The organism is Psychrobacillus sp. BL-248-WT-3 (assembly GCF_012843435.1).
Taxonomy (GTDB): Bacteria; Bacillota; Bacilli; order Bacillales_A; family Planococcaceae; genus Psychrobacillus.
This window is the reverse complement of sequence record NZ_JABAFC010000012.1, coordinates 15,914-41,062: the sequence shown is the minus strand read 5'-3', so window position 1 is coordinate 41,062 and position 25,149 is coordinate 15,914. Positions and strand designations below refer to the sequence as shown.

Annotated in this window: 28 protein-coding genes, 1 pseudogene and 2 riboswitches; of the genes and pseudogenes, 3 read left to right on the top strand and 26 right to left on the bottom strand. The window is 37.5% G+C overall.

Annotated elements, in window-relative coordinates; all coding sequences use genetic code 11:
• Window positions 1–47 precede the first annotated feature (47 nt).
• Window positions 48–314: a DUF3055 domain-containing protein gene (locus HF876_RS08535; protein ID WP_169359644.1), complete on the top strand. Its 267-nt coding sequence runs from the start codon at window positions 48–50 to the stop codon at window positions 312–314.
• A gap of 150 nt (window positions 315–464) precedes the next feature.
• Here the strand turns inward: HF876_RS08535 and HF876_RS08530 are convergent, their stop codons facing one another.
• From HF876_RS08530 to HF876_RS18875, 3 genes are all read right to left on the bottom strand, one after another.
• Window positions 465–935 (bottom strand): DUF5412 family protein, encoded by a 471-nt coding sequence (locus HF876_RS08530; RefSeq protein ID WP_169359643.1) that lies wholly within the window; start codon window positions 933–935, stop codon window positions 465–467.
• 81 nt (window positions 936–1,016) lie between these two features.
• Window positions 1,017–1,373, bottom strand: coding sequence for an alpha/beta fold hydrolase (locus tag HF876_RS18880; RefSeq protein ID WP_240949708.1), 357 nt, complete (start codon window positions 1,371–1,373; stop codon window positions 1,017–1,019).
• 102 nt (window positions 1,374–1,475) lie between these two features.
• Window positions 1,476–1,994: an alpha/beta hydrolase gene (locus HF876_RS18875; protein WP_346764055.1), complete on the bottom strand. Its 519-nt coding sequence runs from the start codon at window positions 1,992–1,994 to the stop codon at window positions 1,476–1,478.
• Window positions 1,995–2,239: 245 nt separating this feature from the next.
• On the opposite strand from HF876_RS18875, the gene HF876_RS08520 reads away from it, so the two are divergent.
• On the top strand, window positions 2,240–3,250 hold the full coding sequence (locus HF876_RS08520) for a hypothetical protein (protein ID WP_169359642.1): 1,011 nt from the start codon (window positions 2,240–2,242) through the stop codon (window positions 3,248–3,250).
• 139 nt (window positions 3,251–3,389) lie between these two features.
• Here the strand turns inward: HF876_RS08520 and HF876_RS08515 are convergent.
• The 12 genes and pseudogenes from HF876_RS08515 to HF876_RS19145 all read right to left on the bottom strand — a co-directional run bounded on the left by HF876_RS08515 (window position 3,390) and on the right by HF876_RS19145 (window position 13,062).
• Window positions 3,390–3,798 (bottom strand): annotated as a pseudogene (locus tag HF876_RS08515) (hypothetical protein).
• A 44-nt stretch (window positions 3,799–3,842) separates the two neighbouring features.
• Entirely contained in the window at window positions 3,843–4,328 is a 486-nt protein-coding gene (locus HF876_RS08510) for a hypothetical protein (protein ID WP_169359641.1), read from the bottom strand.
• A gap of 23 nt (window positions 4,329–4,351) precedes the next feature.
• The gene (locus HF876_RS08505) at window positions 4,352–5,092 is read right to left on the bottom strand and encodes a hypothetical protein (RefSeq protein ID WP_169359640.1); all 741 of its coding nucleotides are present in this window, start codon (window positions 5,090–5,092) and stop codon (window positions 4,352–4,354) included.
• A gap of 137 nt (window positions 5,093–5,229) precedes the next feature.
• Entirely contained in the window at window positions 5,230–5,571 is a 342-nt protein-coding gene (locus HF876_RS08500) for a YutD family protein (protein WP_169359687.1), read from the bottom strand.
• Window positions 5,572–5,592: 21 nt separating this feature from the next.
• Window positions 5,593–6,540 (bottom strand): lipoyl synthase, encoded by a 948-nt coding sequence (lipA, locus tag HF876_RS08495; RefSeq protein ID WP_205964058.1) that lies wholly within the window; start codon window positions 6,538–6,540, stop codon window positions 5,593–5,595.
• 69 nt (window positions 6,541–6,609) lie between these two features.
• Window positions 6,610–8,181: a Na+/H+ antiporter NhaC family protein gene (locus HF876_RS08490; protein ID WP_169359638.1), complete on the bottom strand. Its 1,572-nt coding sequence runs from the start codon at window positions 8,179–8,181 to the stop codon at window positions 6,610–6,612.
• 88 nt (window positions 8,182–8,269) lie between these two features.
• Window positions 8,270–8,453: riboswitch (Lysine riboswitch) on the bottom strand.
• Between the two features lie 50 nt (window positions 8,454–8,503).
• Window positions 8,504–9,274 carry a sporulation protein YunB gene (gene yunB, locus HF876_RS08485; RefSeq protein WP_169359637.1) on the bottom strand — a complete coding sequence of 257 codons (771 nt, stop codon included), beginning with the start codon at window positions 9,272–9,274 and terminating at the stop codon, window positions 8,504–8,506.
• Window positions 9,275–9,316: 42 nt separating this feature from the next.
• The gene (locus HF876_RS08480) at window positions 9,317–10,696 is read right to left on the bottom strand and encodes a bifunctional metallophosphatase/5'-nucleotidase (protein WP_346764054.1); all 1,380 of its coding nucleotides are present in this window, start codon (window positions 10,694–10,696) and stop codon (window positions 9,317–9,319) included.
• Window positions 10,697–10,728: 32 nt separating this feature from the next.
• On the bottom strand, window positions 10,729–11,547 hold the full coding sequence (locus HF876_RS08475) for a sulfite exporter TauE/SafE family protein (protein WP_169359636.1): 819 nt from the start codon (window positions 11,545–11,547) through the stop codon (window positions 10,729–10,731).
• Window positions 11,548–12,399, bottom strand: coding sequence for a DUF72 domain-containing protein (locus tag HF876_RS08470; protein ID WP_169359635.1), 852 nt, complete (start codon window positions 12,397–12,399; stop codon window positions 11,548–11,550). It lies immediately after the preceding gene.
• Window positions 12,400–12,826: 427 nt separating this feature from the next.
• Window positions 12,827–12,952: a hypothetical protein gene (locus HF876_RS19150; RefSeq protein ID WP_277347099.1), complete on the bottom strand. Its 126-nt coding sequence runs from the start codon at window positions 12,950–12,952 to the stop codon at window positions 12,827–12,829.
• Window positions 12,940–13,062 (bottom strand): hypothetical protein, encoded by a 123-nt coding sequence (locus HF876_RS19145; RefSeq protein WP_277347098.1) that lies wholly within the window; start codon window positions 13,060–13,062, stop codon window positions 12,940–12,942. The genes HF876_RS19150 and HF876_RS19145 overlap by 13 nt, the downstream gene beginning before the upstream one ends.
• A 139-nt stretch (window positions 13,063–13,201) precedes the next feature.
• Here HF876_RS19145 and HF876_RS08465 point away from each other — a divergent pair, with 139 nt between their 5' ends.
• Complete coding sequence (locus HF876_RS08465; protein ID WP_169359634.1) at window positions 13,202–14,059, top strand: manganese catalase family protein; 858 nt, start codon at window positions 13,202–13,204, stop codon at window positions 14,057–14,059.
• 469 nt (window positions 14,060–14,528) lie between these two features.
• Here the strand turns inward: HF876_RS08465 and sufB are convergent, their stop codons facing one another.
• The 11 genes from sufB to HF876_RS08410 all read right to left on the bottom strand — a co-directional run bounded on the left by sufB (window position 14,529) and on the right by HF876_RS08410 (window position 25,140).
• Window positions 14,529–15,926, bottom strand: coding sequence for a Fe-S cluster assembly protein SufB (sufB, locus tag HF876_RS08460; RefSeq protein ID WP_169359633.1), 1,398 nt, complete (start codon window positions 15,924–15,926; stop codon window positions 14,529–14,531).
• Between the two features lie 21 nt (window positions 15,927–15,947).
• The gene (gene sufU, locus HF876_RS08455; RefSeq protein WP_169359632.1) at window positions 15,948–16,382 is read right to left on the bottom strand and encodes a Fe-S cluster assembly sulfur transfer protein SufU; all 435 of its coding nucleotides are present in this window, start codon (window positions 16,380–16,382) and stop codon (window positions 15,948–15,950) included.
• Window positions 16,372–17,604: a cysteine desulfurase gene (locus tag HF876_RS08450; protein ID WP_169359631.1), complete on the bottom strand. Its 1,233-nt coding sequence runs from the start codon at window positions 17,602–17,604 to the stop codon at window positions 16,372–16,374. The genes sufU and HF876_RS08450 overlap by 11 nt, the downstream gene beginning before the upstream one ends.
• Window positions 17,604–18,911: a Fe-S cluster assembly protein SufD gene (sufD, locus tag HF876_RS08445; protein ID WP_169359630.1), complete on the bottom strand. Its 1,308-nt coding sequence runs from the start codon at window positions 18,909–18,911 to the stop codon at window positions 17,604–17,606. The genes HF876_RS08450 and sufD overlap by 1 nt, the downstream gene beginning before the upstream one ends.
• Before the next feature lie 17 nt (window positions 18,912–18,928).
• Window positions 18,929–19,708, bottom strand: coding sequence for a Fe-S cluster assembly ATPase SufC (sufC, locus tag HF876_RS08440; RefSeq protein ID WP_169359629.1), 780 nt, complete (start codon window positions 19,706–19,708; stop codon window positions 18,929–18,931).
• Window positions 19,709–19,990: 282 nt separating this feature from the next.
• Window positions 19,991–20,146 (bottom strand): YuzK family famiily protein, encoded by a 156-nt coding sequence (locus HF876_RS19355; RefSeq protein ID WP_169359628.1) that lies wholly within the window; start codon window positions 20,144–20,146, stop codon window positions 19,991–19,993.
• Between the two features lie 364 nt (window positions 20,147–20,510).
• Complete coding sequence (locus HF876_RS08430; RefSeq protein WP_169359627.1) at window positions 20,511–21,458, bottom strand: nuclease-related domain-containing protein; 948 nt, start codon at window positions 21,456–21,458, stop codon at window positions 20,511–20,513.
• A 622-nt stretch (window positions 21,459–22,080) separates the two neighbouring features.
• Complete coding sequence (locus HF876_RS08425) at window positions 22,081–22,884, bottom strand: MetQ/NlpA family ABC transporter substrate-binding protein (protein ID WP_169359626.1); 804 nt, start codon at window positions 22,882–22,884, stop codon at window positions 22,081–22,083.
• Window positions 22,885–22,897: 13 nt separating this feature from the next.
• The gene (locus HF876_RS08420; protein ID WP_169359625.1) at window positions 22,898–23,566 is read right to left on the bottom strand and encodes a methionine ABC transporter permease; all 669 of its coding nucleotides are present in this window, start codon (window positions 23,564–23,566) and stop codon (window positions 22,898–22,900) included.
• Window positions 23,559–24,584 carry a methionine ABC transporter ATP-binding protein gene (locus HF876_RS08415; RefSeq protein ID WP_169359624.1) on the bottom strand — a complete coding sequence of 342 codons (1,026 nt, stop codon included), beginning with the start codon at window positions 24,582–24,584 and terminating at the stop codon, window positions 23,559–23,561. The genes HF876_RS08420 and HF876_RS08415 overlap by 8 nt, the downstream gene beginning before the upstream one ends.
• Window positions 24,585–24,675: 91 nt before the next feature.
• Window positions 24,676–24,780, bottom strand: a riboswitch (SAM riboswitch).
• A gap of 39 nt (window positions 24,781–24,819) precedes the next feature.
• Window positions 24,820–25,140, bottom strand: coding sequence for a thioredoxin family protein (locus HF876_RS08410; RefSeq protein WP_169359623.1), 321 nt, complete (start codon window positions 25,138–25,140; stop codon window positions 24,820–24,822).
• Between the last annotated feature and the right edge of the window lie 9 nt (window positions 25,141–25,149).

Genomic DNA, 25,149 nt, shown 5'->3' with positions numbered 1-25,149 from the left:
TCTATTCTATAGTACCATAATTGTTAGGTAAGGAAGGAGTGTCAAGGGTGGAGCGATTCTTTTTATATGATGATGTCGAAGATACAAAAACAAGGTTTGTTGGATTTACAGGCGAGTCTCAGCGTTACGACTTAGCGATCGTACAGAGCTCTCGATTTTTTGGAAAAGTTCTTGTAATGGATATACAATACAATCGGTCAGCCATCATAGGTTCAGATGATGTAGAAGAACCGGGCTACCTAGAGCATATTTTTAATAGATCCGAAGAGGAAGCATTAGAGCTTAGAGAATATTTAAGAGAATTACTGAGTTAATGATGTCCCTGACATAATCAGAAAAGTTCTCTGTACACGTTTGGGAGAAAGCATTTCTTATATGGTTAAGTTATAATGCACAAAAAAATGAGCTGGAAGCTATGCTTCTATGCTCATTTTACTTATTTACCTCATCACGCACACGATTGTTTAAGTCCCCTGTGTTCTATAATCAAATTTATCCCTATCAACCAGTAAATATTTATCTTCAATCTTTAAAGTGTCTTCCCCTACCCACATAATGTCTAATGCTTTATCTACATAGTCATAATAAATCATTTCTTTCTTTTTCGTTTCATTGTTAATTATATCTACTCTCACATTTTTATAATCTATAAATCCTGTCATATGATATACCTGCGCTTTAAATTCGCCATTTGGAGATGGTACCGTTTGACCAGGATGTCCTTGAGGTAAGAAATTAGGATTAACAATCCAACTACTCCAAAAAACAGCCGATGTTATGCCTAAAATACTCATAGAAACAAAGACTTTTTTAGGAAGGCCTTTTGGTTTCTTGCGAATGAATTTAATTGAAATTAGTACTATTAAAAGTACGATAGTAAAAAGGGTTGAACCCAGTCCTACAAAAACTAATAGATTAAAAAGCGTATTGTTCAATATTGAGCACCAACCTCATTAATAATAAGTCGTATATTTCCACCTGAGTGGCTTGAATACACTGGTTACATATAGTTAATTCTAATCTTCTTTTGACTCAAAAGTATTTTCTATCTCATTCAATAAGGTTAGGACAGCTATTTTCATCTGTTCGACACCAGGTTGTTCTATAGGAAAATGACCGGTTCCTTCTAAAATTACACATCTCTTCTTACATTTCAGTCGTTTATAAAAAGATTCACTTAATTTAAATGGCGTCATCGGATCTACTTCAGGATGGACAAGTAATATAGGACAAACATCAAAATATTCAGGTTCAATAATTGGTTTCGCATTTAAAAAGGTTCTTAGAAATCGCAAAGGAATTTTTGTCCCCGCAGCTCGAGAATCTTGAATAATTAGTTTCGTCAGTTCATAATTATTTGTGATTAACTTCATTCTTGATACTTTAGAAACGGAGATCAGAAACGAATCTAATACAAGAGGGAAGCAATCCAACGTGAATTTACCTAGTCGGCTAATTAACTTATTGGGGGCAATTTAATCACGAACCCTCTGATTACTTGTATCTACAAAAGTCGTAACAATTAAACCTTTCACTTGCTTACTCATACTAGCCACATGATATGCTAGCATGCCTCCGATACTTGCCCCTAATAAAACAATTGGCTTACCGTCTCGGTTGAATTCCTGTTTAATAAACTCTGAAATTATTTCTATCCAGTCATAGTATTCCATGGATTTCACTGACTCGGTGTAACTAAGACCATAAGGAGGAAGGTCTGGAGATACAACATCATATCCATTTGCTTGTAGCATCAGAGCATAGGGAGCCAATAGTCGCCCGTTTCCACCTGCACCATGTAGTAAAACAACTTTAATGTTCGAACCCAAAGCAGTCATTCGCTCTAGATGTATATGATAGTCATTCCAAACCCACCATTCTTCAGCAGGTAGGTTATTGTCATTTATACGCAATTCTTCAGGAAAAAATCTCTGATAATTCTTCCAGTAAATTTCTGTTTCATTGTATGCTAAACGGTTAGTGTTTGAATTCACTCTCTTTCCTCCAAATAGTATTTTTATAGCAATTACTATTTCTCTTATAACATATTAACACACTAAATATTTCTAAAAATAGATGTTTAATGGTTATTAAGCGCCATAACTTTTTGTGTTTGAACCTAAGCACACTCATATGAGCGGAAATCAATTCTTTTCTTTCAATTAGATAATTGAAAGAGGTATAAGCAAAAGAATAGAGAATTAATATTTATTACTGATATATAGGGGGAAATAATAAAATGAGAGGGTTTTTACTGGGCATAGTATGTTTAATAGGTATACTTGTGGGCTGCACTGATCAGTCAGACACAGATCAAGCCAACGAAATTAACAAGCTTAAAAAGCAGCTAGAACAACTTTCATTAGAAAAAGACAATCTAGAGGAGGAAAAAAACACACTAGAGTTGGCGATGAGTGAGGAAGCGAACAGGGATTATTCTATGATTCTGGCAAAAGATATTGAAAAGTATCCATATGCGCTTTATAAAACGGCATCAATTGACATCGATGAGGATGGAGAAGATGAAATAATTGAATTGCATGTGGATGCAGGAAAAATGGAGAACGGTCGTTATGGATGGGATGATGGGCAGAAGTGGTTGTTGGTCGTTAAAGACGGTGATAAAACCTATCCTCTTTTTGATGAATATGTTCAATTAGGCTATATAGAATTTAGTACAACATTTTATGAGAGAAAACCATTAATCGTTATGATTAATGCGCAGCACTCTGATAGAACTGTACAGAGTTTCAAATTTGATAAAGATGAACAAGGCTACTTGAAAGAAACATTTTACAAGAAAGAAAACACAAATAATCACTATAATGAGACCGCATCCCATGCCTTTTTTCAGGAAGCATTTCAATTCATAGACATGGCCTTTACAACTAACGCCTCCTTTATTCAAGAAAGTGAGAAGAATCTTCAGGATGATGAAAAGAGGTGGCTCACCATCGGTCCAATGCTAGAGAATATTAGTAATGCAGAGAGATTGTTGAAGATGGCCACTGACCTAAATCCAGAGCTAAATGTCTCTTTAGCGAACCTAATCAACTTACTTTACCAAATCGATAACAAGCCACCAACATCCGAGCAGATGAATCAATTAAAATCAATACAAGCTGTGTTCAAGGAAATAGACACAGCTAATTTAATCTTAAAAGAAGAGAATCAAATACATCCAGATATTGTAGAAAAGGTTCACAAAGTGGAACTTATCCTTAAAAATCACACTGAAACTAACTCCTGATGACTTATTCTATTATTTGCTCAGCAAATTTCCAGCAGTGCGTCCGTCCAAACACTATGATGTTATGAGAAAAGGCTATGTTAAAGGTAAAGGCTGATTTTAAATAGATATAAAAATGAGCTAGGATAATTCTCCTGGCTCATTTTTCAAATCTAACTAACGTTTTTTCAGGCATTTCAATCTGATCAATGTCAAAGTTATTGATTCGAAGCGTTATCTCACCTACCCGCTTATCTGCCTCTTCTACCGACCCAACAACTATACAGTTCAAAATAATCACCTCTATCAATGTAACTGTCCATAATTTTACACAGTTCAATTCGCTTTTCTTTTGATTCGGCACATGTATTTTGGTTGATATATTTTTTAATCTCTATTCCCCAGTCACTTGATATTTCGTAAACAAAAGGAGTGTTAAATTGATGTTTTTTCACATCTCGTTGGTTATACTTATCTGAAAAACAGTTTCCTATTATAATCAAATCTTCTGACCCTTCATCGTTCAGAGGGATTTCTACATTACATCCAATATAGCTTGCTAAGCTCAATGCACTCTCTCCTACCTGCTACCCGTTAGCATAACAAGGATTCCTTAATCTTCACTCTTATGTTCTTTATAGTAGTCACTTTCCGTAAATTTATCATAATTTCCATCATGTTCTCTTTTTACTATAACAACTTTACTATCCTCGTTTGAGGTGTATATTTCTTCTCCAACTTCCAGAAAATTAGATGATAGATTATCCTTTGGCATTACTTCTTTATCAACTTTATTATTAACTTCTCCAATTTTATCTGCGACTGTGAATTCATTATTTTCAATATCGCCTTGCCAAGTGTACTCTTTCCCATCAATTATCAAATATGCACCATAAGAACTTTCCGAGCTTCCACTATTACAACCAGACAACACAACTAAAACAAAAATAGGTATTAGTAATGATAGAATAGTTTTTCTAAGCATTTTAACTCCCCCTTCACCGATATAGGCGATTGAATATTGCAATAGTGTCAAAATTAAAGCCCACCTTCCACTTACATGCGACGTTTGTTGAATAAGTACAATTTCATTATCCATATCCAAATCCTTTAGGATGTGATTCATTCATCCATCTTAACTGTCCACTTTTTACGGAGATTGTATCTATGTTTAAGTGTAACCTCTCTATTTGAAATCCACTTTAAATCCCCTAGTTTTTGAACAAATGATAATTCATGAGGTCTATCTTTAAATAGTAATTCACTTTTTATCACCTCATTTGACTTTCGTTCTCTAATAATCATCGAAATAGTAATAAAATCAATATCATGCTGGCAAAAAATTTCTGCTTTATGTTTTCTATCTGGAGAGGATTTCTGCTTCAAAGAGAATTCATTAACATAGTTTCTATCAATTATTTCTTTTGTGACTCGACTAAAAGGACTAATATCCCAAGAAAATTCATTTGCTATCAGTAATATTCCTTCGTTTATTTTTTCTAAAATAAGTTTTTTCTTCTCGATATTAGAATAATTCCAGTAACAATTAAAATCTAATAATACATATACCTCAGTAAATCCTTCCGTAGTTTTAGGTACAATACTATGCATAGCTAAATCATTTACACATCTAATCATTATTTTTTTTGTTTTTTCTGTCTTAAAATTTCCTAATAAATCCAAATACAACGCTGCAATACATCTTACTTCATCACCAAACTTAACTTTATTTTCTTTCCAACTTTTTTCAAAATCTAATCTTACTGCTTCTTCTTCAGTTAAATTGTGATTGGATATCATATCAAGGATATATTCATAATTTTTTTTATATGGTAAATCTAGACCTATGTCTCTCAAATACATTAGAAATACCTACTTTCTTTATGTATAGCGTCATTTCTTATTATACTAACCTGAACCTTAAGTTTAAGTGTAACATTTCACAAAACAAAGCCAACCCTAGCCTATAACAGAGCCTTAGAAAAAAACCTTGAGCTAGATCATAACTGATCCTGCTCAAGGTTTTCTTGTTTATCTTTTACTAGCTCTAAAACTACTGGTTTTGGAGCCACACCTGTTTTTTTAACAAGGAAATAAGCACAGCCAAAATTGCAATACTCGTACAAATAATCCTTCATCGTACTAATTTTTGTATCGAATGTTGCCTTCTGGTTACGATCCTCGAAAAACCCTTTTAGGCGAAGCTGACCATATCCCCAGTCTCCCATAATATAATCGTACTTTGTTAAAATCTCACTGTAACGCTCCAAAAAAGCTTCCTCTTTAAACGCATCACGGTAATCTTCTATTACTTCATAAGTGAAGCCTTCTGCTATTATCATACATTCACCATCCATTAGCTATTACTCTTGAACAGCTAGTAATTCCTCACCTTGTTGCTGTCTTTGCTTCGCAGCAGCATTTACTTGCTCATCTGCATGATAGCTACTTCTAACAAGTGGGCCTGCCTCACAATGTGAAAAACCCTTACTCATTGCTATCTTACGCAGTTCTCCAAACTCAGCTGGAGAATAATATTTTTGAACCTTTAAATGTTTTTTCGTAGGCTGCAAATATTGACCAATTGTCATAATATCAACGTTGTTTGCACGTAAATCATCCATAACCTCAATGATTTCTTCAAACGTTTCCCCTAAACCTAGCATTAACGAAGACTTTGTAGGAATGCTTGGCTGCATTTCCTTTGCACGCTTTAATAATTCTAAAGAACGGTCATATTGTGCGCGTGCTCTAACTCTTGGAGTTAATCGACGTACCGTTTCAATATTATGGTTCAGGATATCTGGCTTCGCATCCATAATGTTTCGGATGTTTTGCTCAATGCCCCCCATATCTGATGGAAGCACTTCAATTGTAGTAAAAGGATTTTTTCTTCGAATTGCACGGATCGTTTCTGCAAAAACCTCTGAGCCGCCATCTTTTAAGTCATCCCTTGCTACAGCCGTCACTACCGCATGCTTCAGATTCATAATAACAACTGAATCTGCCACACGTTCTGGCTCAGCTAAATCTAATTCATTTGGAAGGCCAGTTTTTACAGCACAGAAGCGACATGCTCTTGTACAAATTGCTCCAAGAATCATAAATGTAGCAGTACGACGAGATCCCCAGCACTCATGAATATTAGGGCATCTTGCCTCTTCACACACAGTATTTAGATTGTTTTCGCGCATTAATTTTTTTAAGCCTTTATAATCTTCATTCGTATTTAGCTTTATTTTGAGCCATTCAGGCTTGCGCTCATGTTGTTCTTTTGGTGGCTTACATGATGTCACGATTCCATCCCCCATTTCAAATAATCTGACTTCACTGTTGTCAATGTACCATATTATTTGAATTCAAACAACCTTCTAAAAAAGCTAAATAGAATGCTTGTTCCCACTTTTATTACTAAGGGTCCAAAACCCAAATAATAGAATGAGGATTCCTACTACTGTTATTAATCCTATCATGACAGAGCCTGTCAATCCTAATACTAAGTATCCGATTGCAGCTATTATCGCACTAGTTATTGCATAAGGCAGCTGTGTCATCACATGATCAATGACATTAACTCCAGCTCCCGTAGCCGACATGATCGTAGTGTCCGAAATCGGTGAACAATGGTCTCCGAAAACTGCTCCTGCCAATACTGCTGCTAATACTGGTAGCAATAGCTGAGGATCGATTGCCATAATAATGCTTGCACCAATCGGAAGCAAGATACCAAACGAACCCCAGGATGAACCTGTAGCAAAGGCCATAAAAGCAGTCAGCACAAACAGTAATACTGGAATAATACCTACTGGGATATTATTTTCTGTAACAATCGTTGCAAGGAATGCACCTGTTTCTAAGGCTGTAATAAGGTAAGATAATGCCCATGCGAATACAAGAATCAAAATGGCAGGAAGCATAGATTGAATGCCTGTACGTAAAGCCTTCCACACGTAGCTCATGTTAGCATTTGGGTTAACCTTGAATTGGCGAGCATATAACAGGAAAGCTAAAATACTTGCTACCAATCCAGCTATAAATAATGAAAAAGGAACATCTGTATTTTCAAAGATGACAAATATATCTAAACTTCCTCCGGACAACTGATAGCCCGTCCAGAACATCAACCCTAACGTCACCACTACTAAAGAGATGATTGGAAGTAATAAATCGATCACTTTCCCATACTGATTGTCAGGAAAATCTCCATCCATATCTCCCGGATTAGTTTTATTAGGATCAAATAATACTCCTGTTTCCTTCGCACGCTTTTCATGCTTCTTCATCTCAAATAAATCAAAATCTGTCCAAGCCGTAAAGAATACGATCGCCAAAGTAGCTATTACATAGAAGTTCATAGGCGCCATTGTGATAAAAGCTTCTAGCGGAGTATATTCTGTTACAGCATGTGTTGTGAAAATAACACCTAGCTGGCTTATCAAAAATGCTCCCCAGCTAGAAACTGGTGAGATTACACATATCGGTGCTGATGTAGAATCGATGAAATAGGCTAGCTTTGCACGAGAAACCTTATGCGAATCCGTAATTGGTCTTGCAATTTGCCCTACTGCTAATGCATTAAAATAATCGTCCACAAAAATAATGATTCCTAAAAAGGCTGTTAATAGTTTAGAGCCTCTTTTCGTTTTAATTCGCTTGATCGCCCAATTAGCGAAAGCTGTGCTTCCTCCTGACAGGCTGACAAAAGCAGTAACTACACCTAACAAGAGAATGAACAATAAAATATATATGTTATATACATTTAAACCCCCATCCCAAAAAGAGATTTTAAAGGAATTCCATAACATTAACAAAGATCCAACAGGGCTAAATTCCTCTACTAGTAAGGCTGCAGAAAGAATACCTGCTCCTAACGATAACAAGACCCTTTTTGTCAATAAAACCATGATGATTGCCAATAGCGGTGGCACTAACGAAAAAATTGTATTCTCCAAAACTGTTCCTCCTTGAAAATAGAAAAGCCAACCTATAGTATTTTATAGGTTGGCTTATACATGAAATTTTAGTTATAACACTTTGTTTCACTTTTGTAGCTCCCCATCTATATGTCCCCATATACATGACAGTGTTATTCTTGTTCAAAATAACCCCAACTAAGCATCCTTGACTAGACATACTTAGTTTCGGCAAAACTTCCTTTCTATTACGATCCTTGGAGTCACCCTCCCGTAACATACTATTAAGCAATGCGGCCTCTACCTATTTATTATTCATTTTTATCTATTCTAACAGTAATTTAAGAAAAATGAAGTTTTTTTAATCTTCCGGTAACGGTATAGGTACCTCCACCGATGGAGCAGCCGACCCATCCCCACCTGTATAAATGTGAGGAACCTGCCCTTGTACTAGACCCATGGCTACTGGTATATTCTGTTCCACTACACTCATTTTACTAGCAAGCGGGACGATGATTTGTACGTTCACCTTAATGTGGATACTAATTTCTACATACGCATTATTAATACCGAACTCGGTAATAGTAGGCACCACATTTGACTGAACGTTTCCGATCACGTGGAATCGAATAGGTATTTTTGGACCTAAATTCCCGATCAAAGGTATATTCGTTGCTTGCCCCATCGGAACAAAAAATACGACTCCACCTTGGTCTTCCATTGTTTGCTTATCATACTCAATATCATCCAAGTAAGGAAGACTTGATAAATTCCCTTGTTCAGCCTGTTCTAAATGGGATTGTACTAAACTATTTGTATCAGATAGCACTCGGTTAATAATTTCTGTATTGAATTTGGTTGTAACCATATTTTTGCTATCCGAAGGAACCTCTTCAATAATATCGTTTACATCTAGAACATTTGCTGTACGCGAGTTAATCGCCTTACTTATTACCATAGAGGCAATCTTGTTAGTTTGCACCTCAGCATATTGTAAATAAGTGGGAGTCAGTTGCGCATTTATATAATAAAATACGTAAGCCACTGACAATAAAAAGCATGTTAAAAAGATGGCTAATTTGCGTTGAGTGCTAAAAAATATGAAACGCTTCTTCTTTTTGCGATAAAACAACGAAAAAACCTCCTCATTACTTTTATGTAACGAGGAGGTCTATTATGCCCTACATTTATGCTTTTCCTTTATTCCATACCATTTTATAACGTCCCGAATAGTTTCTGGCATAATATATTGTTTCTTCGCGGTCTTAAAGGAAGGAAAGAAAAATCCAAAAGTAAACATGTCTAGCGTCGCCAGTCGGTACGTTTGATGTAGCGTTAATGGCTCACCTTTAATCAAAAGCTGCCCATGCATATCTTGTTCAACCTGTTCAAATAAAATAGCCCCTAAATACTTACCACGAAATCCGAGACCCTTCACTTCTAAATTTGGCCATTTTTCGTTTTTTGAAAGCTCCATCACCTCTAGCAGCTCAGCTCCACTTAATGTAACGATACATGGATTAATGGGGTGAGGCAGGCATTGATGTAGATCCCAAGCAGTGACAGGTCCCTCCGGTAAATCCTTTAAGAAAATTCCTGCAGGAAACATGGCACAATCTGCATTCGTGTATGCTAGCAATGCCTTTCCAAAGAAATTCGCTAACTCAGACCCATTGAACCACTCTTTTTTTAACAAGGAATTGCTTGTAAAAACAGGATAAGATAGCTTTTCTTTACCGATTCGCTCCCAATTTTCCATCGTGTGTCCTGCATTTTGAGGGACTGGCAACTCGTCTGTAGGGTAGACAACAGCCTGTTTAGAAACAACTCTTTTCATGGAATGGTCATATTCAAGACTCACATAGCCCACATACATCCCAAATTTCCCTGTAGCGGCCTGCAATGTATTCCCAACCATTTTCCCTTCCTCGAACAAATGATGCGTGTGTGCTCCTAAAATTAAGTCCAGAGACGGTATCAGCTCACATAGCTCTTCATCCTTAGACTTTCCTAAATGAGACATACAAATAAGGACATCGACATGAGGAGAAATCTGATCAGCAACTGCCTGCAGTCTAGGAAGAGGATCCTGCAATCTCCACCCAAGCTTTTCATAATAAACACTATAATCCGCAGTAGCAGCTATAATCCCAATTCGTATTCCAGAGGCCGTCTGATGAATTTTATAAGGCTTCACCCACCTAGGGATATTCCCTTCCAAATCCGTAAAATTGGAAACTATGACCTCGAATTTAGCCTGTTCATATAATGAATCCAATTCTTCGTGACTCAATGTGATTCCTTCATTGTTTCCAATCGTTGCATAATCATATCGGGCTTCATTTAAGAGCTTCACGTTCCCCTTCCCAAGTGTCCCCTCTGTGTATATATTCGAGCGATCCACATGATCACCGATATCTAATATAAGAGAGGACTCGCTTGCATGCTTTTTACGTCTTTCAGAGAGAAAGTGATGGATAGACGGCCAATTTTCTAAATGACTATGCAAATCATTTGTATGATAAATATGAATGGTCTCTCTCAGCTTTCTCACCTCTTTTTTATGCGGGCTATCGCTCGCCTTTATTAAAATAGCCCATCTATAATAGATCTTATTCCTAGCAATAGCAGTACTATTCTAAGTGCTGTCACAAGCGTTTCCGAGTTTAGCTTTTTATTGAGCTTAGCACCTATCTTAGCACCAATATAGGCGGCAGGGATGACAGGAATGGTATATAGCCATGGTACGTTTCCTAAAGATATATGTGTAGCAGAGTTCACAATAGACGATAAAAAGACCATAAACATTGACGTTCCGACTGCCACATGGGGCGGAAACAGAAATAATAGAATCATGGCCGGCACAATCATCGAGCCTCCACCAATTCCAAACAACCCGGAAGCAAAACCTATAAAAAAGGTTAAAGCTAGTGCAAACCAGACTGGATATCCATATACATATGTATTTTCCCCATCCTCAAAGGTACGCTTCTTGCCATGCTTGACAAACCATTGAACGGGCTTCAAATATTTACGAACTAGCAAAAGAACGGATAAAATGACAAGCAATATACCAAAGTATAGGTTAAACGAAGGGAGATCTAATCCTTTGTTTACCCAAGCACCTAAAATGGTTCCCGGGATACTTCCTATAAAAAATATAAATCCACTTTTAAAATCCACCGTCTTAGACTTCATATAAGAAAGCGTAGAGGACAGACCAATAAAAATCATCATAACAACAGATAAACCTACAACACTCTGAGGCGTAATATTTGGAATCAAATCCAGCGTCGTACCAAGGAATAGCACGGCTGGTACTAAAATAACCCCGCCTCCTAATCCCACTAGTGCACCAATCGTACCTGAAAAAAGCCCGCTCAGTACTAATAAAAACCATTCCATTTAAAAATCCCCTTCGAAAAGATTTAATTGCTTAGGCGCAAGTCCATCAAATTCTAAATTAAGCATTTGCTGAAAGGCTTTAGCATTTTTAGCAGCATGACCACCAGAGTTATTATTGAATACAACAAGCACCTCGGAAGCCTGCTTAGATAAAACCTCACAAACTGACTGAATATAAGCAAGCTCCTGCTCATTATAATCATATAAATAGCGGACTTCTCTCCACTTTTCGTTGTTTCCTGGATTCTTCCACCCATAAAAGTTTCTCCCATGAAGACGGACCAACACTTTATCAGAAGTAGCAACCGGCACTACAGGTATGCTACCTTCTCCATTTTGTGGCTCATCGCAGACACTATGATGAAAATGATTATCCTTTAAAAATTGAAGAGTCGAATCTTTATACTCCGGAAGATACCAGGACTGGTGGCGAAACTCAATGACCACCTCAAAATCCTTTAGCTCCTCTCGAATTCTTCTCATATACTGCACATTATCCTTCTCACACTCAAACCAAGGTGGAAACTGAACAAGCACCATCGCAAGCTTCCCCGCATCCTTAAGCGGCCCAAGCATCTGACGATAGCTTTCAAACATTTCCTCTGGAGACTTAAACGGATTCTCCCCTCTCAAATGCCCTGTCATCCCTTGATAGGCTTTCACGATAAACTGAAAATTATCAGGCGTCTCACGAATCCACTTTTCTATATTTCGCTGCGGTTGAATCGCATAAAACGATGCATCCAACTCGACAATCGGAAAATGCGCACTATAATCCTGCAGCTTCTCCCTAGGCGAAGAAACATAAAGATCTGGATGATCCCCCCAACCAGTTAACCCAATTTTTATCATCAAACCACCTCTTCGTTATTACTAATTATCATATCATTTCCCTCATCAAACAGACAAAAAAATGAGTTGATGGAAAGTGCCTATGTGTTGCAGATAATCTCAAAGTGTTGCGCTTTTCTCAGTAAGTGTTGCGCGTAATCACTAAAGTGTTACACTAAATTTGTAAGTGTTGCGGGTATGGGTCTAACTGTTGCGCTAAATTTAAGTGTTGCGTAAACGGCCTCAAGTGTTGCGAGTAATCACCAAAGTGTTGCACTAAACTTGAAAGTGTTGCGAGTATGGATCATACTGTTCCACTAAATTTATGTGTTGCGTAAACGGCCTCAAGTGTTGCGTAAAAAAACATTGTGCGACCTAACTACTGACTTTAGCTTATTTATTTTTACCCCGTTAGCTCTATTTTGACACTTTCGCTTGTTCGCAGTAGTTAAAGCTCCATCGCAAAAGCCTTTCTTACAATCTCATAAAAATTAGCCTCTTCTCTTCGCCAGATGTATAAGTCCTCATGCCAAATCTCTACAATTGCCCACTCTTCATTTGTTAAAAATCCCATTGCATCTTTTCCTGTGGAGCATCTTTTAGCAAGCCTACATATTTTTCATTGGAAATCCCTTTAAAACTATACTCTTTTGCGGCTTCCTTAAATTCCATGTATCTTCCCATTAGATCCTCCTAAAAAAAACTTTCTTACTACAGTTTATATAAACCTCGACATCTTTACCAATCACGAATAAAACACTTTTATTAGTACAAAATAAAACATGCACAAAATTAAAACCTAATATAAGAAGTGAGGAATTTGATGTATTACTACAAAGAGGAACTAATAAATCCCATCATGCCAGACCGTCCAGATCCGGAAGCAGCTAAAGTTTTACAAGAAATACTAGGTGGCCATTATGGAGAAATGAGAACGATGATGCAGTACTTCTTTCAAAGCTCGAATTTCCGAGGTAAAGATACTCAATTTAGAGACTTGCTTCGTGGTGTTTTCTTGGAAGAAATTGCACATGTAGAGCTTGTACAGAATACAATAAATCAATTACTCAATGACTCAGGGCAATCTGCTGTTCCTGGTAATGCTGGGGTAGATGGAGCACCATTAAATGATGCTGTAAAAGATGCTAACCCGCACCATTTCATTATTGGAGCACAGGCATCCTTACCTGTTGATGCTGCAGGTAACCCTTGGAATGGATCCTGGGTATACTCACACGGAAATCTAATCGCTGATTTACTCAATAACCTTGTCCTAGAGTCAACAGGCGTGCTTCAAAAAACACGTATTTATGAAATGAGTTCTAACAAAACCTTCAGAGAGACCCTAGCTTTTCTTATTGTGCGCGATAACGCTCACCAAAATGCATTTGCTAAAGCATTGGAAACATTAGGAGTGGATTGGGGCAAGCTATTCCCTGTTCCGAACTACGATATAAATAAATATCCGGAATGCAGAAAATATGTAGAGATGGGATACCATAATGCCCAATTCAACTTTAGGCTGGACCCTACTCGCATAGGCGAAATATTCCAAGGTCAGAGCCCTAGCCGTAACGATGGTACACTTTCCGTAGTTGATCCTCCAAAAGGATTTCCGGTACCTTTAATGCCTGATATGCCGAACGAACATAGTCCTGGCATTCAAGATATGAATAACTAAATAATTACTTCCTCCCTAGTTACTTTTGTAATTAGGGAGTTTTTATATTGTATTTAAATTAATAAAAAAAGCAAAGAAATCTTCAAGAGAGTAGAATTGATTTCCGCCCCAGCCGGACGCTTTCCACGGGGTGAGCGATAAGCCCTCACCCCGTAGGAGTCGCCGACTGGTGCTCCAATCAATAAATGGGAACAGCTTTAATGTATCGATAAGTGCTAATAAATTTTTTCGCATAAGCAGCACAGTTGAAAAACTGTCACCAACACCAATTTCATCATCTATTTATGTTCTTAATAGCATTTGAATGTTCCATTGTTAATGTTTACAGTCACTATAAAAAAAATTCTTAGTCAAAATCAACCATTAACTTTAACCTAGCCAAATTTAATAAAAAAAGAAGACGAACTATAAAGTTCGCCTTCTCCTAAAACAAATCGCCACAAACTTGAGACGACTAATTATTAAATTATTAACCGATAGAACCTTCCATTTCGAACTTGATTAGACGGTTCATTTCTACCGCATATTCCATTGGAAGTTCTTTTGTGAATGGTTCGATGAAGCCCATTACGATCATTTCAGTTGCTTCTTCTTCACTTAGACCACGACTCATCAAGTAGAATAATTGTTCCTCTGACACTTTAGAAACTTTCGCTTCATGCTCTAGAGAAATATTATCGTTCAAGATTTCGTTGTATGGAATTGTATCAGAAGTAGACTGATTATCCATGATTAACGTATCACATTCAATGTTAGCACGTGCTCCTGTTGCTTTACGTCCAAAGTGAACGATTCCGCGGTATGTTACTTTACCACCTTGTTTAGAAATAGATTTCGAAACAATAGTAGAAGAAGTATTTGGAGCTAAATGCATCATTTTAGCACCAGCATCTTGGTGTTGTCCTTTACCAGCGATAGCGATAGAAAGTGTCATTCCACGTGCACCTTCACCTTTAAGGATAACTGCTGGATATTTCATTGTAAGCTTAGAACCAATGTTACCATCAATCCATTCCATCGTTGCGTTAGCATCACAAACAGCACGTTTTGTAACTAAGTTATATACGTTGTTTGCCCAGTTTTGGATAGTAGTGTAACGGCAATAAGCATCTTTTTTGATGATAATTTCAACTACTGCACTGTGAAGTGAGTTTGTTGTGTAAACAGGAGCTGTACATCCTTCAACATAATGTACAGAAGCACCTTCATCAACAATGATCAGTGTACGTTCGAATTGACCCATATTTTCTGAGTTAATACGGAAGTATGCTTGAAGTGGAGTATCCACTTTTACGCCTGGTGGTACATAGATAAATGATCCGCCTGACCATACTGCAGAGTTAAGTGCAGAAAATTTGTTGTCAGAAGACGGGATTACTGTACCAAAGTGTTTTTTGAAAAGATCTTCGTTTTCACGTAGGGCAGAGTCAGTATCTTTAAATACGATTCCCAAGTCTTCAAGCTCTTGCTTCATGTTATGGTAAACAACCTCAGATTCATACTGTGCAGAAACACCAGCAAGGTATTTTTGTTCTGCTTCAGGGATACCTAATTTATCAAAAGTTGCTTTGATTTCCTCTGGTACTTCATCCCAAGATTTTTCAGTTTGTTCAGATGGTTTTACATAATATGTGATTTCATCGAAATTTAATGGCTCTAGATCTCCGCCCCATTGTGGCATTGCTTTAGAGTAGAAAATTTCTAATGCTTTTAATCGATAGTCTAACATCCATTGTGGTTCATTCTTCATACGGGAAATTTCTTCAACGATTTCTTTCGTTAAACCACGTTTTGAACGGAAAATGGATACGTCTTTATCGTGGAAGCCATATTTGTAATCACCAATTTCAGGCATTTTTTTTGCCATCGTGTTTCCTCCGTTCTGATTTTATTTCTTTTCTTCTGAAACGCCTTTTTCCATTGCTTTCCATGCAAGAGTTGCACATTTGATACGTGCTGGAAATTTAGATACGCCGTTTAAAGCCTCGATATCTCCGAGGTCAATAGAATCGTCATATTCCTTTCCAAGCATCATATCAGAAAAGATTTGGGAAAGCTTAAGTGCTTCATCTATATTTTTACCTTTGATCGCTTGCGTCATCATAGATGCAGAAGACATAGAAATGGAACATCCTTCACCATCGAATTTTGCGTTTTGTACAACGCCATCCTCCACTTGAATAGTCAAGTGGATACGATCTCCACAGGTAGGGTTATTCATATCTATTGTCAATGCACCGTCCTCAATACTACCTTTATTGCGAGGATTTTTGTAATGATCCATAATTACTTGTCGATATAATTGATCTAAATTAGAAGACATCTCCAAAATACTCCTTAGCAGTGCGTAAGCCGGCAACGAGAAGATCTACATCCGCTTCAGAATTATAAATGTAGAAGCTTGCTCTAGCAGTTGCAGTAGCTTTTAACCACTTCATAAGTGGCTGCGCACAGTGATGTCCTGCACGAATAGCAATACCATTCATATCAAGGACTGTTGCAACATCGTGAGGATGTACTTCATCTAAATTAAAGGTAACAATTCCAGCTCGCTTCAATGGATCTTGAGGTCCGTAGATTGTTAAGCCTTCAATTGTAGACATTTTTTCCATGGCATAGGCAGCAAGCTCATGCTCATGTTTTTCGATTTCGGACAAGCCGATTTCTTCCAGAAAATCTATAGCAGCAGCTAAACCGATTGCTCCAGCAATGATTGGTGTTCCACCTTCAAACTTCCAAGGTAGCTCTTTCCATGTAGACTCTTGTAAGCCTACAAAGTCAATCATTTCTCCACCAAATTCAATTGGCTCCATTGCATCAAGTAAAGCCTCTTTCCCGTAAAGAACACCGATACCGGTTGGACCACACATTTTGTGACCAGAAAAGGCTAAAAAATCACAATCTAACGCTTGTACATCGAGCTTCAAGTGAGGAGCAGCCTGTGCCCCGTCCACTACCATAACAGCTCCATGGTCATGTGCGATTTGAGTAATTTCTTTAATAGGATTCATCGTGCCTAATACATTAGAAACGTATACGACAGATACAATCTTAGTCTTATCTGTAATTGTTTCACGAACTTTTTCCAAAGATAATGTACCGTCTTCTTCTAAGTCGATATATTTAAGCGTCGCTCCCGTTATCTTCGCCAATTGCTGCCAAGGAATAATGTTAGAGTGATGCTCCATATACGTGATTACAATTTCGTCGCCTTCTTTTACGTTTGCAAGACCATAGCTTTGTGCCACTGTATTAATTGCAGTAGTAGTCCCACGAGTAAAGATAACTTCCTTCGACGATTTAGCATTTATAAATCCACGAACCTTCTCGCGTGCGCCTTCATAGCTTTCCGTTGCACGGTTACCAAGTGTATGCACACCACGGTGAACGTTGGAATTATCAAATTCGTAATACTTCTTAATAGCTTCAATCACTTGAATCGGCTTTTGAGAAGTAGCACCGCTATCTAAATAGACCAGTGGATGACCATTAACTTCTAGATTTAAAATTGGAAAATAGCTTCGAATCTCTTTTGTATTGAGCATTAGCGAACTTTCCTTTCAATTACCTCCGTCAGCTGTTTCTTCACGCCTTCGATTGGTAGTTCATTAACTACTGGTGCAAGGAATCCATGAATTACTAGACGCTCTGCATTTTGTTTAGAAATACCACGACTCATCAAGTAGTACAGCTGAAGTGGGTCAACACGACCAACCGATGCAGCATGACCTGCAGTTACATCGTCTTCGTCGATCAATAAAATCGGGTTAGCATCTCCGCGAGCTTTTTCGCTTAACATAAGAACACGAGATTCTTGTTCAGCGTTAGCTTTTGTAGCACCAAATTCAATTTTACCAACACCGTTGAAAATAGAAGATGCAGCATCCTTCATAACACCATGTTTAAGGATTTGTCCTTCTGTATGTTTACCCCAGTGAATAACTTTTGTTGTAAAGTTTTGTTTTTGAGTTCCACGACCTACAACAACCATTTTTACATGACCTTCTGAATTGTCCCCAACTAAATGAGTAACATTTTCAGAAATAGTATCACTATCGTTCATCATTCCAAGAGCCCATTCAATTACAGCATCACGGCTAGTTACTCCACGACGGTTAACATAAGTAGTAAATCCTTCTGCAAGAACATCTACTGTACCGAAAGTAACTTTCGCATTATCCTTCACAATTACTTCAGAAACAATGTTAGCTAAACCGTTTGAATGTTCTACTGTAGACAAATAGTTTTCTACATAAGTCACTGAACTGTTTTCATCCGCCACAAGCAATGTGTGGTTGAATAAAGAAGCAGTTTCGTTGTCATGTAGATAAATAACTTGAACAGGTTCTTCAATTACAACATTTTTCGGTACGTATACAAATACTCCACCGTTTAATAATGCAGCATGAAGTGCAGTTAATTTATGTTCATTAACTTTAACGCCATCTGTCATGAAATATTTTTGTAAAAGCTCGCCATGTTCGCGTGCAGCAGTATAAATATCAGTAATGATCACACCTTGTGCTTTTAAATTATCTGTTACAGATAGGTAAGCAGGTGTATTGTTGTGTTGAATATAAATATTTTTTTGCTCATCTGCATGAACAAGCGCCTTCACTTCTTCAGGAAGTTCATCCAATGAAGAGAATGTAGTGCTTTCTACAGTATGAGCAGGAAATTCAGTGAAATTCCAATTTGTAATTTTAGTTTTATCTGGTGTTGGCATTGGAAGTGTTTCCACTTGACCTAAAGCAGAAAGACGAAGTTCCGTCATCCAGCTTGGTTCTTGGTGACCTTCTGAAAAGGAGCGAATATCCTGTTCGGTTAATGCCAATTTCGTTTCAACCGTCATGTCATGCGTCCCCTTTCTTATGCTTCTTGTCCAACTGTCTCGTCTTCAATTCCTAATTCTTCTTTAATCCAGTCATAACCTTGAGCTTCTAATTTTTGAGCTAGCTCAGGACCGCCAGATTTAACAACGCGACCTTGCATCATTACGTGTACATGGTCTGGAGTGATGTAGTTAAGTAAACGTTGGTAGTGAGTGATGATTAAGCTACCAAAGCCTTCTCCACGCATTTCATTGATTCCTTTAGATACAACTTTAAGTGCATCGATATCTAGACCAGAGTCAATTTCATCTAAAATAGCGAATTTAGGCTTAAGCATCATTAATTGAAGAATCTCGTTACGTTTTTTCTCTCCACCTGAGAATCCTTCATTTAAATAACGTTGTGCCATATCAAGATCCATTTCTAGGAATTCCATCTTGCTGTCTAATTCGCGGATGAATTTCATAAGAGAAATTTCGTCGCCTTCTTCACGACGAGAATTGATAGCTGAACGCAAGAAGTCTGCATTAGTTACTCCAGTGATTTCACTTGGATATTGCATTGCAAGGAACAAACCAGCTTGAGCACGCTCGTCCACTTCCATTTCTAATACGTCTTCACCATCTAATTCAACCGAACCAGAAGTAACTTCATATTTAGGATGACCCATGATAGCTGAAGCCAAAGTAGACTTACCAGTACCGTTTGGACCCATGATAGCGTGAATTTCATTTGTGTTAAGGGATAAATTAACACCTTTTAAGATCTCTTTACCGTCGATAGCGACGTGTAAATCCTTAATAACTAAAGTCGACATTTAATAACCTCCATTAAGTAACTAGAAATGTATAACCATTCTAATTTATTATCATTCTAATCTTAACTCAAACTGAAGTCCCTTGCAAATCTTTTGAAACACTTTCTTATTGATAATATATAACAATTATAAGAGAAAAATTAGGTTCTTCCGCATGGTACTTTATGACACTATCATTTTCAATAAGATAACTCTAATTGAGAATGCATATCACTACGGCGATAGTGTTAACTAAAAAATCCATGCAGCCTAGACTGCATGGATTTTTGTCTTCTATTTAAATTAACCTCGGAAAGCACGAGCATCGAGCTTAGCTGCAAGCTGCATACTTTTTTCGTGATCTGCCTGACGACGTTTCTCAACTTTTGCTCTCAATGTTTGACTATTTCTTAATTCATCGTAACCGAAACCATGTACTCCTCTGAATGCGTGGTCCATCTGTTCTGTATAGGGTAACTCTCCCGAACTGATAATGAATCATTCCTTTCCTTTTTAATGTTTTCTATACTACACTACATACCACCTCATGTTAAGTTCAAACATCCTTTTTATTCTGAAAATTCATTTCGTAAATATTGAATTGATACATATGTCACACGAATCCTTTTTATCATTTCACGTAACATATCGGCGTAAAATAAAAGCCAGTCTCCTATTTTAAATCCCACCCTCATGCGCCTGAGAGGAATAAGCTTCTAGCTAATCGTTTTCGATAATTGGAAACTTATTTAATTGGTAATAATTTAGGTGAAATTAAAAAGGGGAGAAATGAATCATTTTAAAAAAGTTTTGTGCAGGGAAGTTAATTTTTCTTTTTATACTGTGTAATTTTATATTTTCCTAATTTTAAGAGATTGGCTTTCCTTAATAGCCTCTTCACTTCATAACGGCTGTCCAAAAGTAAAAATTTTCTACAAGCTTTATTGGTCAGAATGTCATCATATAGCCAAAAATAATGCTGAATTGATTTTAGCGAAGCATATTTGTCAGCATACTGACAGCTTGTACAATACCAAATATTTTTAATTTTATTCATACCTACCTGTCCACAGCCTTCACAAGCTACGCCTGAGATTAAATCACTTACTTCTATTGAATAATGTTTCGTTAATGGAAAAAATTCAAATGGGGAATCATGCTTTAAAATCAGATTTTTTACCTGATTCAGTTTAGAAACGGATACTATAGTAGAGTTATTTTGGAGGTTTCGAAGGAATGAATAGACCTCATTCTTATAAAGAATGGTCGTATCATTGTTTGTAGTTTTAACATGGCTATTTTTAGAGGCAAAAACAATAGCGCCAAAGACTGGTATCGTAAGATTATGATGTGTAAAGAAATTAGACAATAAATAGGAATACTCATTTAACTGATTAACGGGGCAAGGGTACTTTTTAATCTCGCCATTATCTTTGGTTTGTATTAATTGAGAAGGATTCACTTTAAATTCGAGCAATCCAATAATGTTTTTTATTTCAAGAATAACTGCACCAAAAGGGGTTAGTAATAGAAAATCAATTTCAAATAACTTTTCCGTACGCAGCATTACCTTATGTAATAAAAAATAATTATAAGGTAAACGCATCCTCTCCAATTCTCTATAAACCATTTCCTCGCCATAGTCACCTGCCATCGTTGTCTGTATTTCTGTGGCTAGCTTGGGATAAAACGGGTGCTTCGAAGGTAGTCGATTCAATAATAATCTCATTGCTTTCAGTTGTTCCGATTTCGCATATTTTTTGATAATCAATAGTCATCACCTCAATTTTAGATTAGCAAAATTAAGTTAAGAAAGATACCATTAATTTGGTAATTAAACCTATTTGTGATGAAACATTTAAGAGAGTATATGTAGGTTGTTATGAGTTTGATTGAGGGATTAGTTTCAACTGGTTTATGGGCTCTTTTAAACCCTTTATGGGACACTTTTCACTAGTTTACGGGCGATTCTCACGCTTATGGGCGCTTTTCTTTCATTTATGGGTCAGTTTCAACTAGTTTATGGGCGGTTTCCACCCCTTTATGAGACAATTTCCGCTAGTTTATGGGCGATTCTCACGTTTATGGGCGCTTTTCTTTCATTTATGGGTCAGTTTCAACTGGTTTATGGGCGCTTCCCCCCCCTTTATGGGACACTTTGCACTAGTTTATGGGCGATTCTCACGCTTATGGGCACTTTTCTTTCATTTATGGGTCAGTTTCAACTGGTTTATGGGCGCTTTCCCCCCCTTTATGGGACACTTTCCGCTAGTTTATGGGCGGGTCTCACGTTTATAGGCGCTTCTCACGTTTACGGGCTTTCTTCCCCTCAACCCACCCCACAAAAAAAAGCAAGCACACCAGGTGCTTGCTTCACTCTACAGCTTTATCAATTATTTCACCGGAACTACTGATCCGCCCCATTCTTCTAAGATGAAATCTTGAATTTCCTGGGATTTTAGGGCTTCTACTAGTGCTTTGATGCGCTCGTCTTTTTCGTCACCTGCGTTTACCGCTACTAGGTTTACGTATGGAGATTCTGAGTCTTCAATTGCGATTGCATCCTCTAGTGGGTTTAAGCCAGCGTCGATTGCGTAGTTGGAGTTGATTAGCAATGCGTCGCCTTCATTGTTTTCATATAGCTGAACCATTAAAGCAGCTTCGTAGTTTGGATCGAATTCTAGGTTCTTCGGGTTGTCTATAATGTCATCAATTTCTGCTTTTGTTTTATCTATTCCCTCAGCAAGCGTAATTAGCCCTTCTGCTTCTAGCATTGCTAGTACGCGGCCATGGTCAGCAACCGAGTTACTCATTAAGATCGTTGCTCCTTCTGGAAGCTCTTCAATCGAATCATACTTTTGAGAGTAAAGACCAATCGGCTCGATATGGATGCCACCAGCATTTACGAAGTCATAGTCGAAATCATTCATTTGTGATTCTAGATAAGGAGCATGTTGAAAATAATTGGCATCTAGGTCGCCATTATTTAAGTCTTTATTTGGTAGTACGTAATCTTGGTACGTTTCAATTTGAAGCTCAATGCCTTGTTCTTCTAATATAGGTACTACCTGCTCTAAAATTTCTGCGTGCGGTACGTTAGAGGCACCAACAACTAATTTGTCGCTATCCTCATCGCCACAAGCAGCAAGCGATAATGCACTAACGGATAATAAAACCCCAGCCAATAATTTTTTCATTTTCAATCTCTCCCTATCTTTTATCAATTTTTGTAGTAATAATATCGCCGATCCATTGTAGAATAAAGACGATGATTAATATTAAAATAGTAGCAATGAGTGTTACGTCCCCGCGATTACGCTGGAAACCATCTTGAAATGCTAGATTCCCAAGTCCGCCAGCGCCAATAATTCCCGCCATCGCTGTATAACCAACTAGTGAGATACACGTTACGGTAATACCAGATACTAAGGCTGGCATCGATTCTGGCAATAAAACCTTCCAAATGATTGTAGAGGTTTTAGCACCCATCGATTTAGCTGCCTCTAAAACACCCTTGTCGATTTCTCGTAGTGCGATTAAAACCATACGGGCATAAAATGGAGCAGCTCCAATTACTAATGCAGGGATGGCCGCATTCGGACCACGCATCGATCCCGTCAACAACGTTGTAAATGGTATCAACAAAATGATTAAAATAATAAACGGAATAGAACGGAAAATATTGACTACTCCGCTGGTCAACCAGTTTGCTATTTTATTTGCCCATGCTTGGTGTGGGCTTGTCAAAAATAATAATAGTCCTAAAATTAGTCCAAAGATTGCTGTTAGGACTGTAGAAATTGCGGTCATATAAAGGGTTTCTATAGTGGCTTCCCACATTTTAGGCCAATCAACATTTGGAAATAACGATTCAATCATTGTTGATCACCTCAGTTTTAACTTTTTGCGAGTGGATAAATTCAATTGCCTCTTCCACCGCTTGTTCATTTCCATCGATTTGCAGGATTAGTGTCCCGAACGCTCCACTTTTCGTGTGTGATATATTCCCCTGGACAATGTTTACCTCTAAATCGAACTGTTTGATTAATCTTGAAAGAATTGGTTGCTCTGTAGTATCTCCAACGAAAACGAGCTTAACTAGCTTGCCGTTTGGATAAAGTTTAACTAGATTTTGAATGGTTTGAATTGGCTCTTTAGAATCAGAAATTTGAGAAACGAAACGCTTTGTTATAGGCTGTTGTGGCTTTTGGAATACCTCAAGCACATCTCCTTCTTCTACAACTTGCCCATTTTCCATAACTGCTACTCGGTTACAGATCTTTTGAATAACTTGCATCTCATGTGTGATTAATACAATGGTTAATCCGAGTTTTTCATTAATGCTTACGAGCAAGTCTAAAATGGAGTCGGTTGTTTCAGGGTCAAGAGCTGATGTTGCCTCATCACAAAGCAATACCTCTGGACCATTAGCCAACGCTCTTGCAATTCCTACGCGTTGCTTTTGTCCTCCAGATAATTGAGATGGGTAAGAGTCTCCTCTTCCTTCCAATCCAACAAGGCTTAAAAGCTCCTCTACTCTAGCTTTTCTTTTTTCCTTTGGAACTCCTGCAATTTCTAATGGGAATGCTATATTTTCAGCGACTGTTCGCGACCATAGTAAATTGAAATGCTGGAAGATCATGCTTACTTTTTGACGAAAGCTTCGAAGCTTGTCCTCATTAATAGATGTAATTTCCTGGCCATTCACTGTAATATGACCGTCAGATGGCTTTTCTAGCCCATTCAACAAACGTATTAGCGTACTCTTGCCCGCTCCGCTGTATCCAATAATCCCGAAAATTTCTCCACGCTGTATGTCCAGATTTACACTATCTACTGCAACGATTTCTCCTTGCTTTGTAATAAATCTTTTCGAAACGTCTTTTAAACTAATCAAGTAAATCTGACCACCTTTCCTAATAAAAAAACCCTTCTGCAAAAGAGCAGAAGGGGTGTATGTTATCTATTTAAAATAACGTTCATCCATTCTCTCATTTCCCAAAGCTATAGCTTTGCGTGACTTGGCACCATTTCACTTTCATGACGGTTGCCGGGCTTCAAAGGGCACTTCCCTCCACCTCTCTTAATAAGAGCGACACTATTAAATTGTGTTTTCAACATAACGAATATTATCATAGGTTTCCATCTTCGTCAATAGCCTTTATTGTTTCCAATAAGTAAGGAACTGATTGAAAAGCATAGATTTTCTTTTCCACTTTCCCATGTTTTGTAATAAGAAGACAAGGTACACTTTCAATTTCCTGTTCTATCGCCAAATCACCTAGAAAATTAATATTTGCCTGACCAATTGGATAGGTAACCATTTCTTTAATAACATTCATCATTTTACTTGCTACCTGACACGTTCCACACATAGGCGTATAGATATAAAACAAGGTAAGTGTTGAATTGTTTTTAGCGCTATCCCATTGTTCTCTAGTCCATTCATTCATACACATCAT

Bases quoted from the DNA above. Each gene is read 5' to 3' on its own strand.
- HF876_RS19355 (WP_169359628.1), bottom strand. From the start codon at position 20,146: ATGGACCACGCATTCAGAGGAGTACATGGTTTCGGTTACGATGAATTA.
- HF876_RS08505 (WP_169359640.1), bottom strand. From the start codon at position 5,092: ATGTATTTGAGAGACATAGGTCTAGATTTACCATATAAAAAAAATTAT.
- HF876_RS08470 (WP_169359635.1), bottom strand. From the start codon at position 12,399: ATGATAAAAATTGGGTTAACTGGTTGGGGGGATCATCCAGATCTTTAT.
- HF876_RS08465 (WP_169359634.1), top strand. From the start codon at position 13,202: ATGTATTACTACAAAGAGGAACTAATAAATCCCATCATGCCAGACCGT.
- HF876_RS08425 (WP_169359626.1), bottom strand. From the start codon at position 22,884: ATGAAAAAATTATTGGCTGGGGTTTTATTATCCGTTAGTGCATTATCG.
- sufB (WP_169359633.1), bottom strand. From the start codon at position 15,926: ATGGCAAAAAAAATGCCTGAAATTGGTGATTACAAATATGGCTTCCAC.
- HF876_RS08475 (WP_169359636.1), bottom strand. From the start codon at position 11,547: ATGGAATGGTTTTTATTAGTACTGAGCGGGCTTTTTTCAGGTACGATT.
- sufC (WP_169359629.1), bottom strand. From the start codon at position 19,708: ATGTCGACTTTAGTTATTAAGGATTTACACGTCGCTATCGACGGTAAA.
- HF876_RS08450 (WP_169359631.1), bottom strand. From the start codon at position 17,604: ATGCTCAATACAAAAGAGATTCGAAGCTATTTTCCAATTTTAAATCTA.
- HF876_RS08520 (WP_169359642.1), top strand. From the start codon at position 2,240: ATGAGAGGGTTTTTACTGGGCATAGTATGTTTAATAGGTATACTTGTG.
- HF876_RS08510 (WP_169359641.1), bottom strand. From the start codon at position 4,328: ATGGATAATGAAATTGTACTTATTCAACAAACGTCGCATGTAAGTGGA.
- HF876_RS08420 (WP_169359625.1), bottom strand. From the start codon at position 23,566: ATGATTGAATCGTTATTTCCAAATGTTGATTGGCCTAAAATGTGGGAA.
- HF876_RS08500 (WP_169359687.1), bottom strand. From the start codon at position 5,571: ATGATAATAGCAGAAGGCTTCACTTATGAAGTAATAGAAGATTACCGT.
- lipA (WP_205964058.1), bottom strand. From the start codon at position 6,540: ATGGGGGATGGAATCGTGACATCATGTAAGCCACCAAAAGAACAACAT.
- HF876_RS18880 (WP_240949708.1), bottom strand. From the start codon at position 1,373: ATGAAGTTAATCACAAATAATTATGAACTGACGAAACTAATTATTCAA.
- HF876_RS19145 (WP_277347098.1), bottom strand. From the start codon at position 13,062: ATGGGAAGATACATGGAATTTAAGGAAGCCGCAAAAGAGTATAGTTTT.
- sufD (WP_169359630.1), bottom strand. From the start codon at position 18,911: ATGACGGTTGAAACGAAATTGGCATTAACCGAACAGGATATTCGCTCC.
- HF876_RS08410 (WP_169359623.1), bottom strand. From the start codon at position 25,140: ATGAATGAATGGACTAGAGAACAATGGGATAGCGCTAAAAACAATTCA.
- sufU (WP_169359632.1), bottom strand. From the start codon at position 16,382: ATGTCTTCTAATTTAGATCAATTATATCGACAAGTAATTATGGATCAT.
- HF876_RS19150 (WP_277347099.1), bottom strand. From the start codon at position 12,952: ATGGGATTTTTAACAAATGAAGAGTGGGCAATTGTAGAGATTTGGCAT.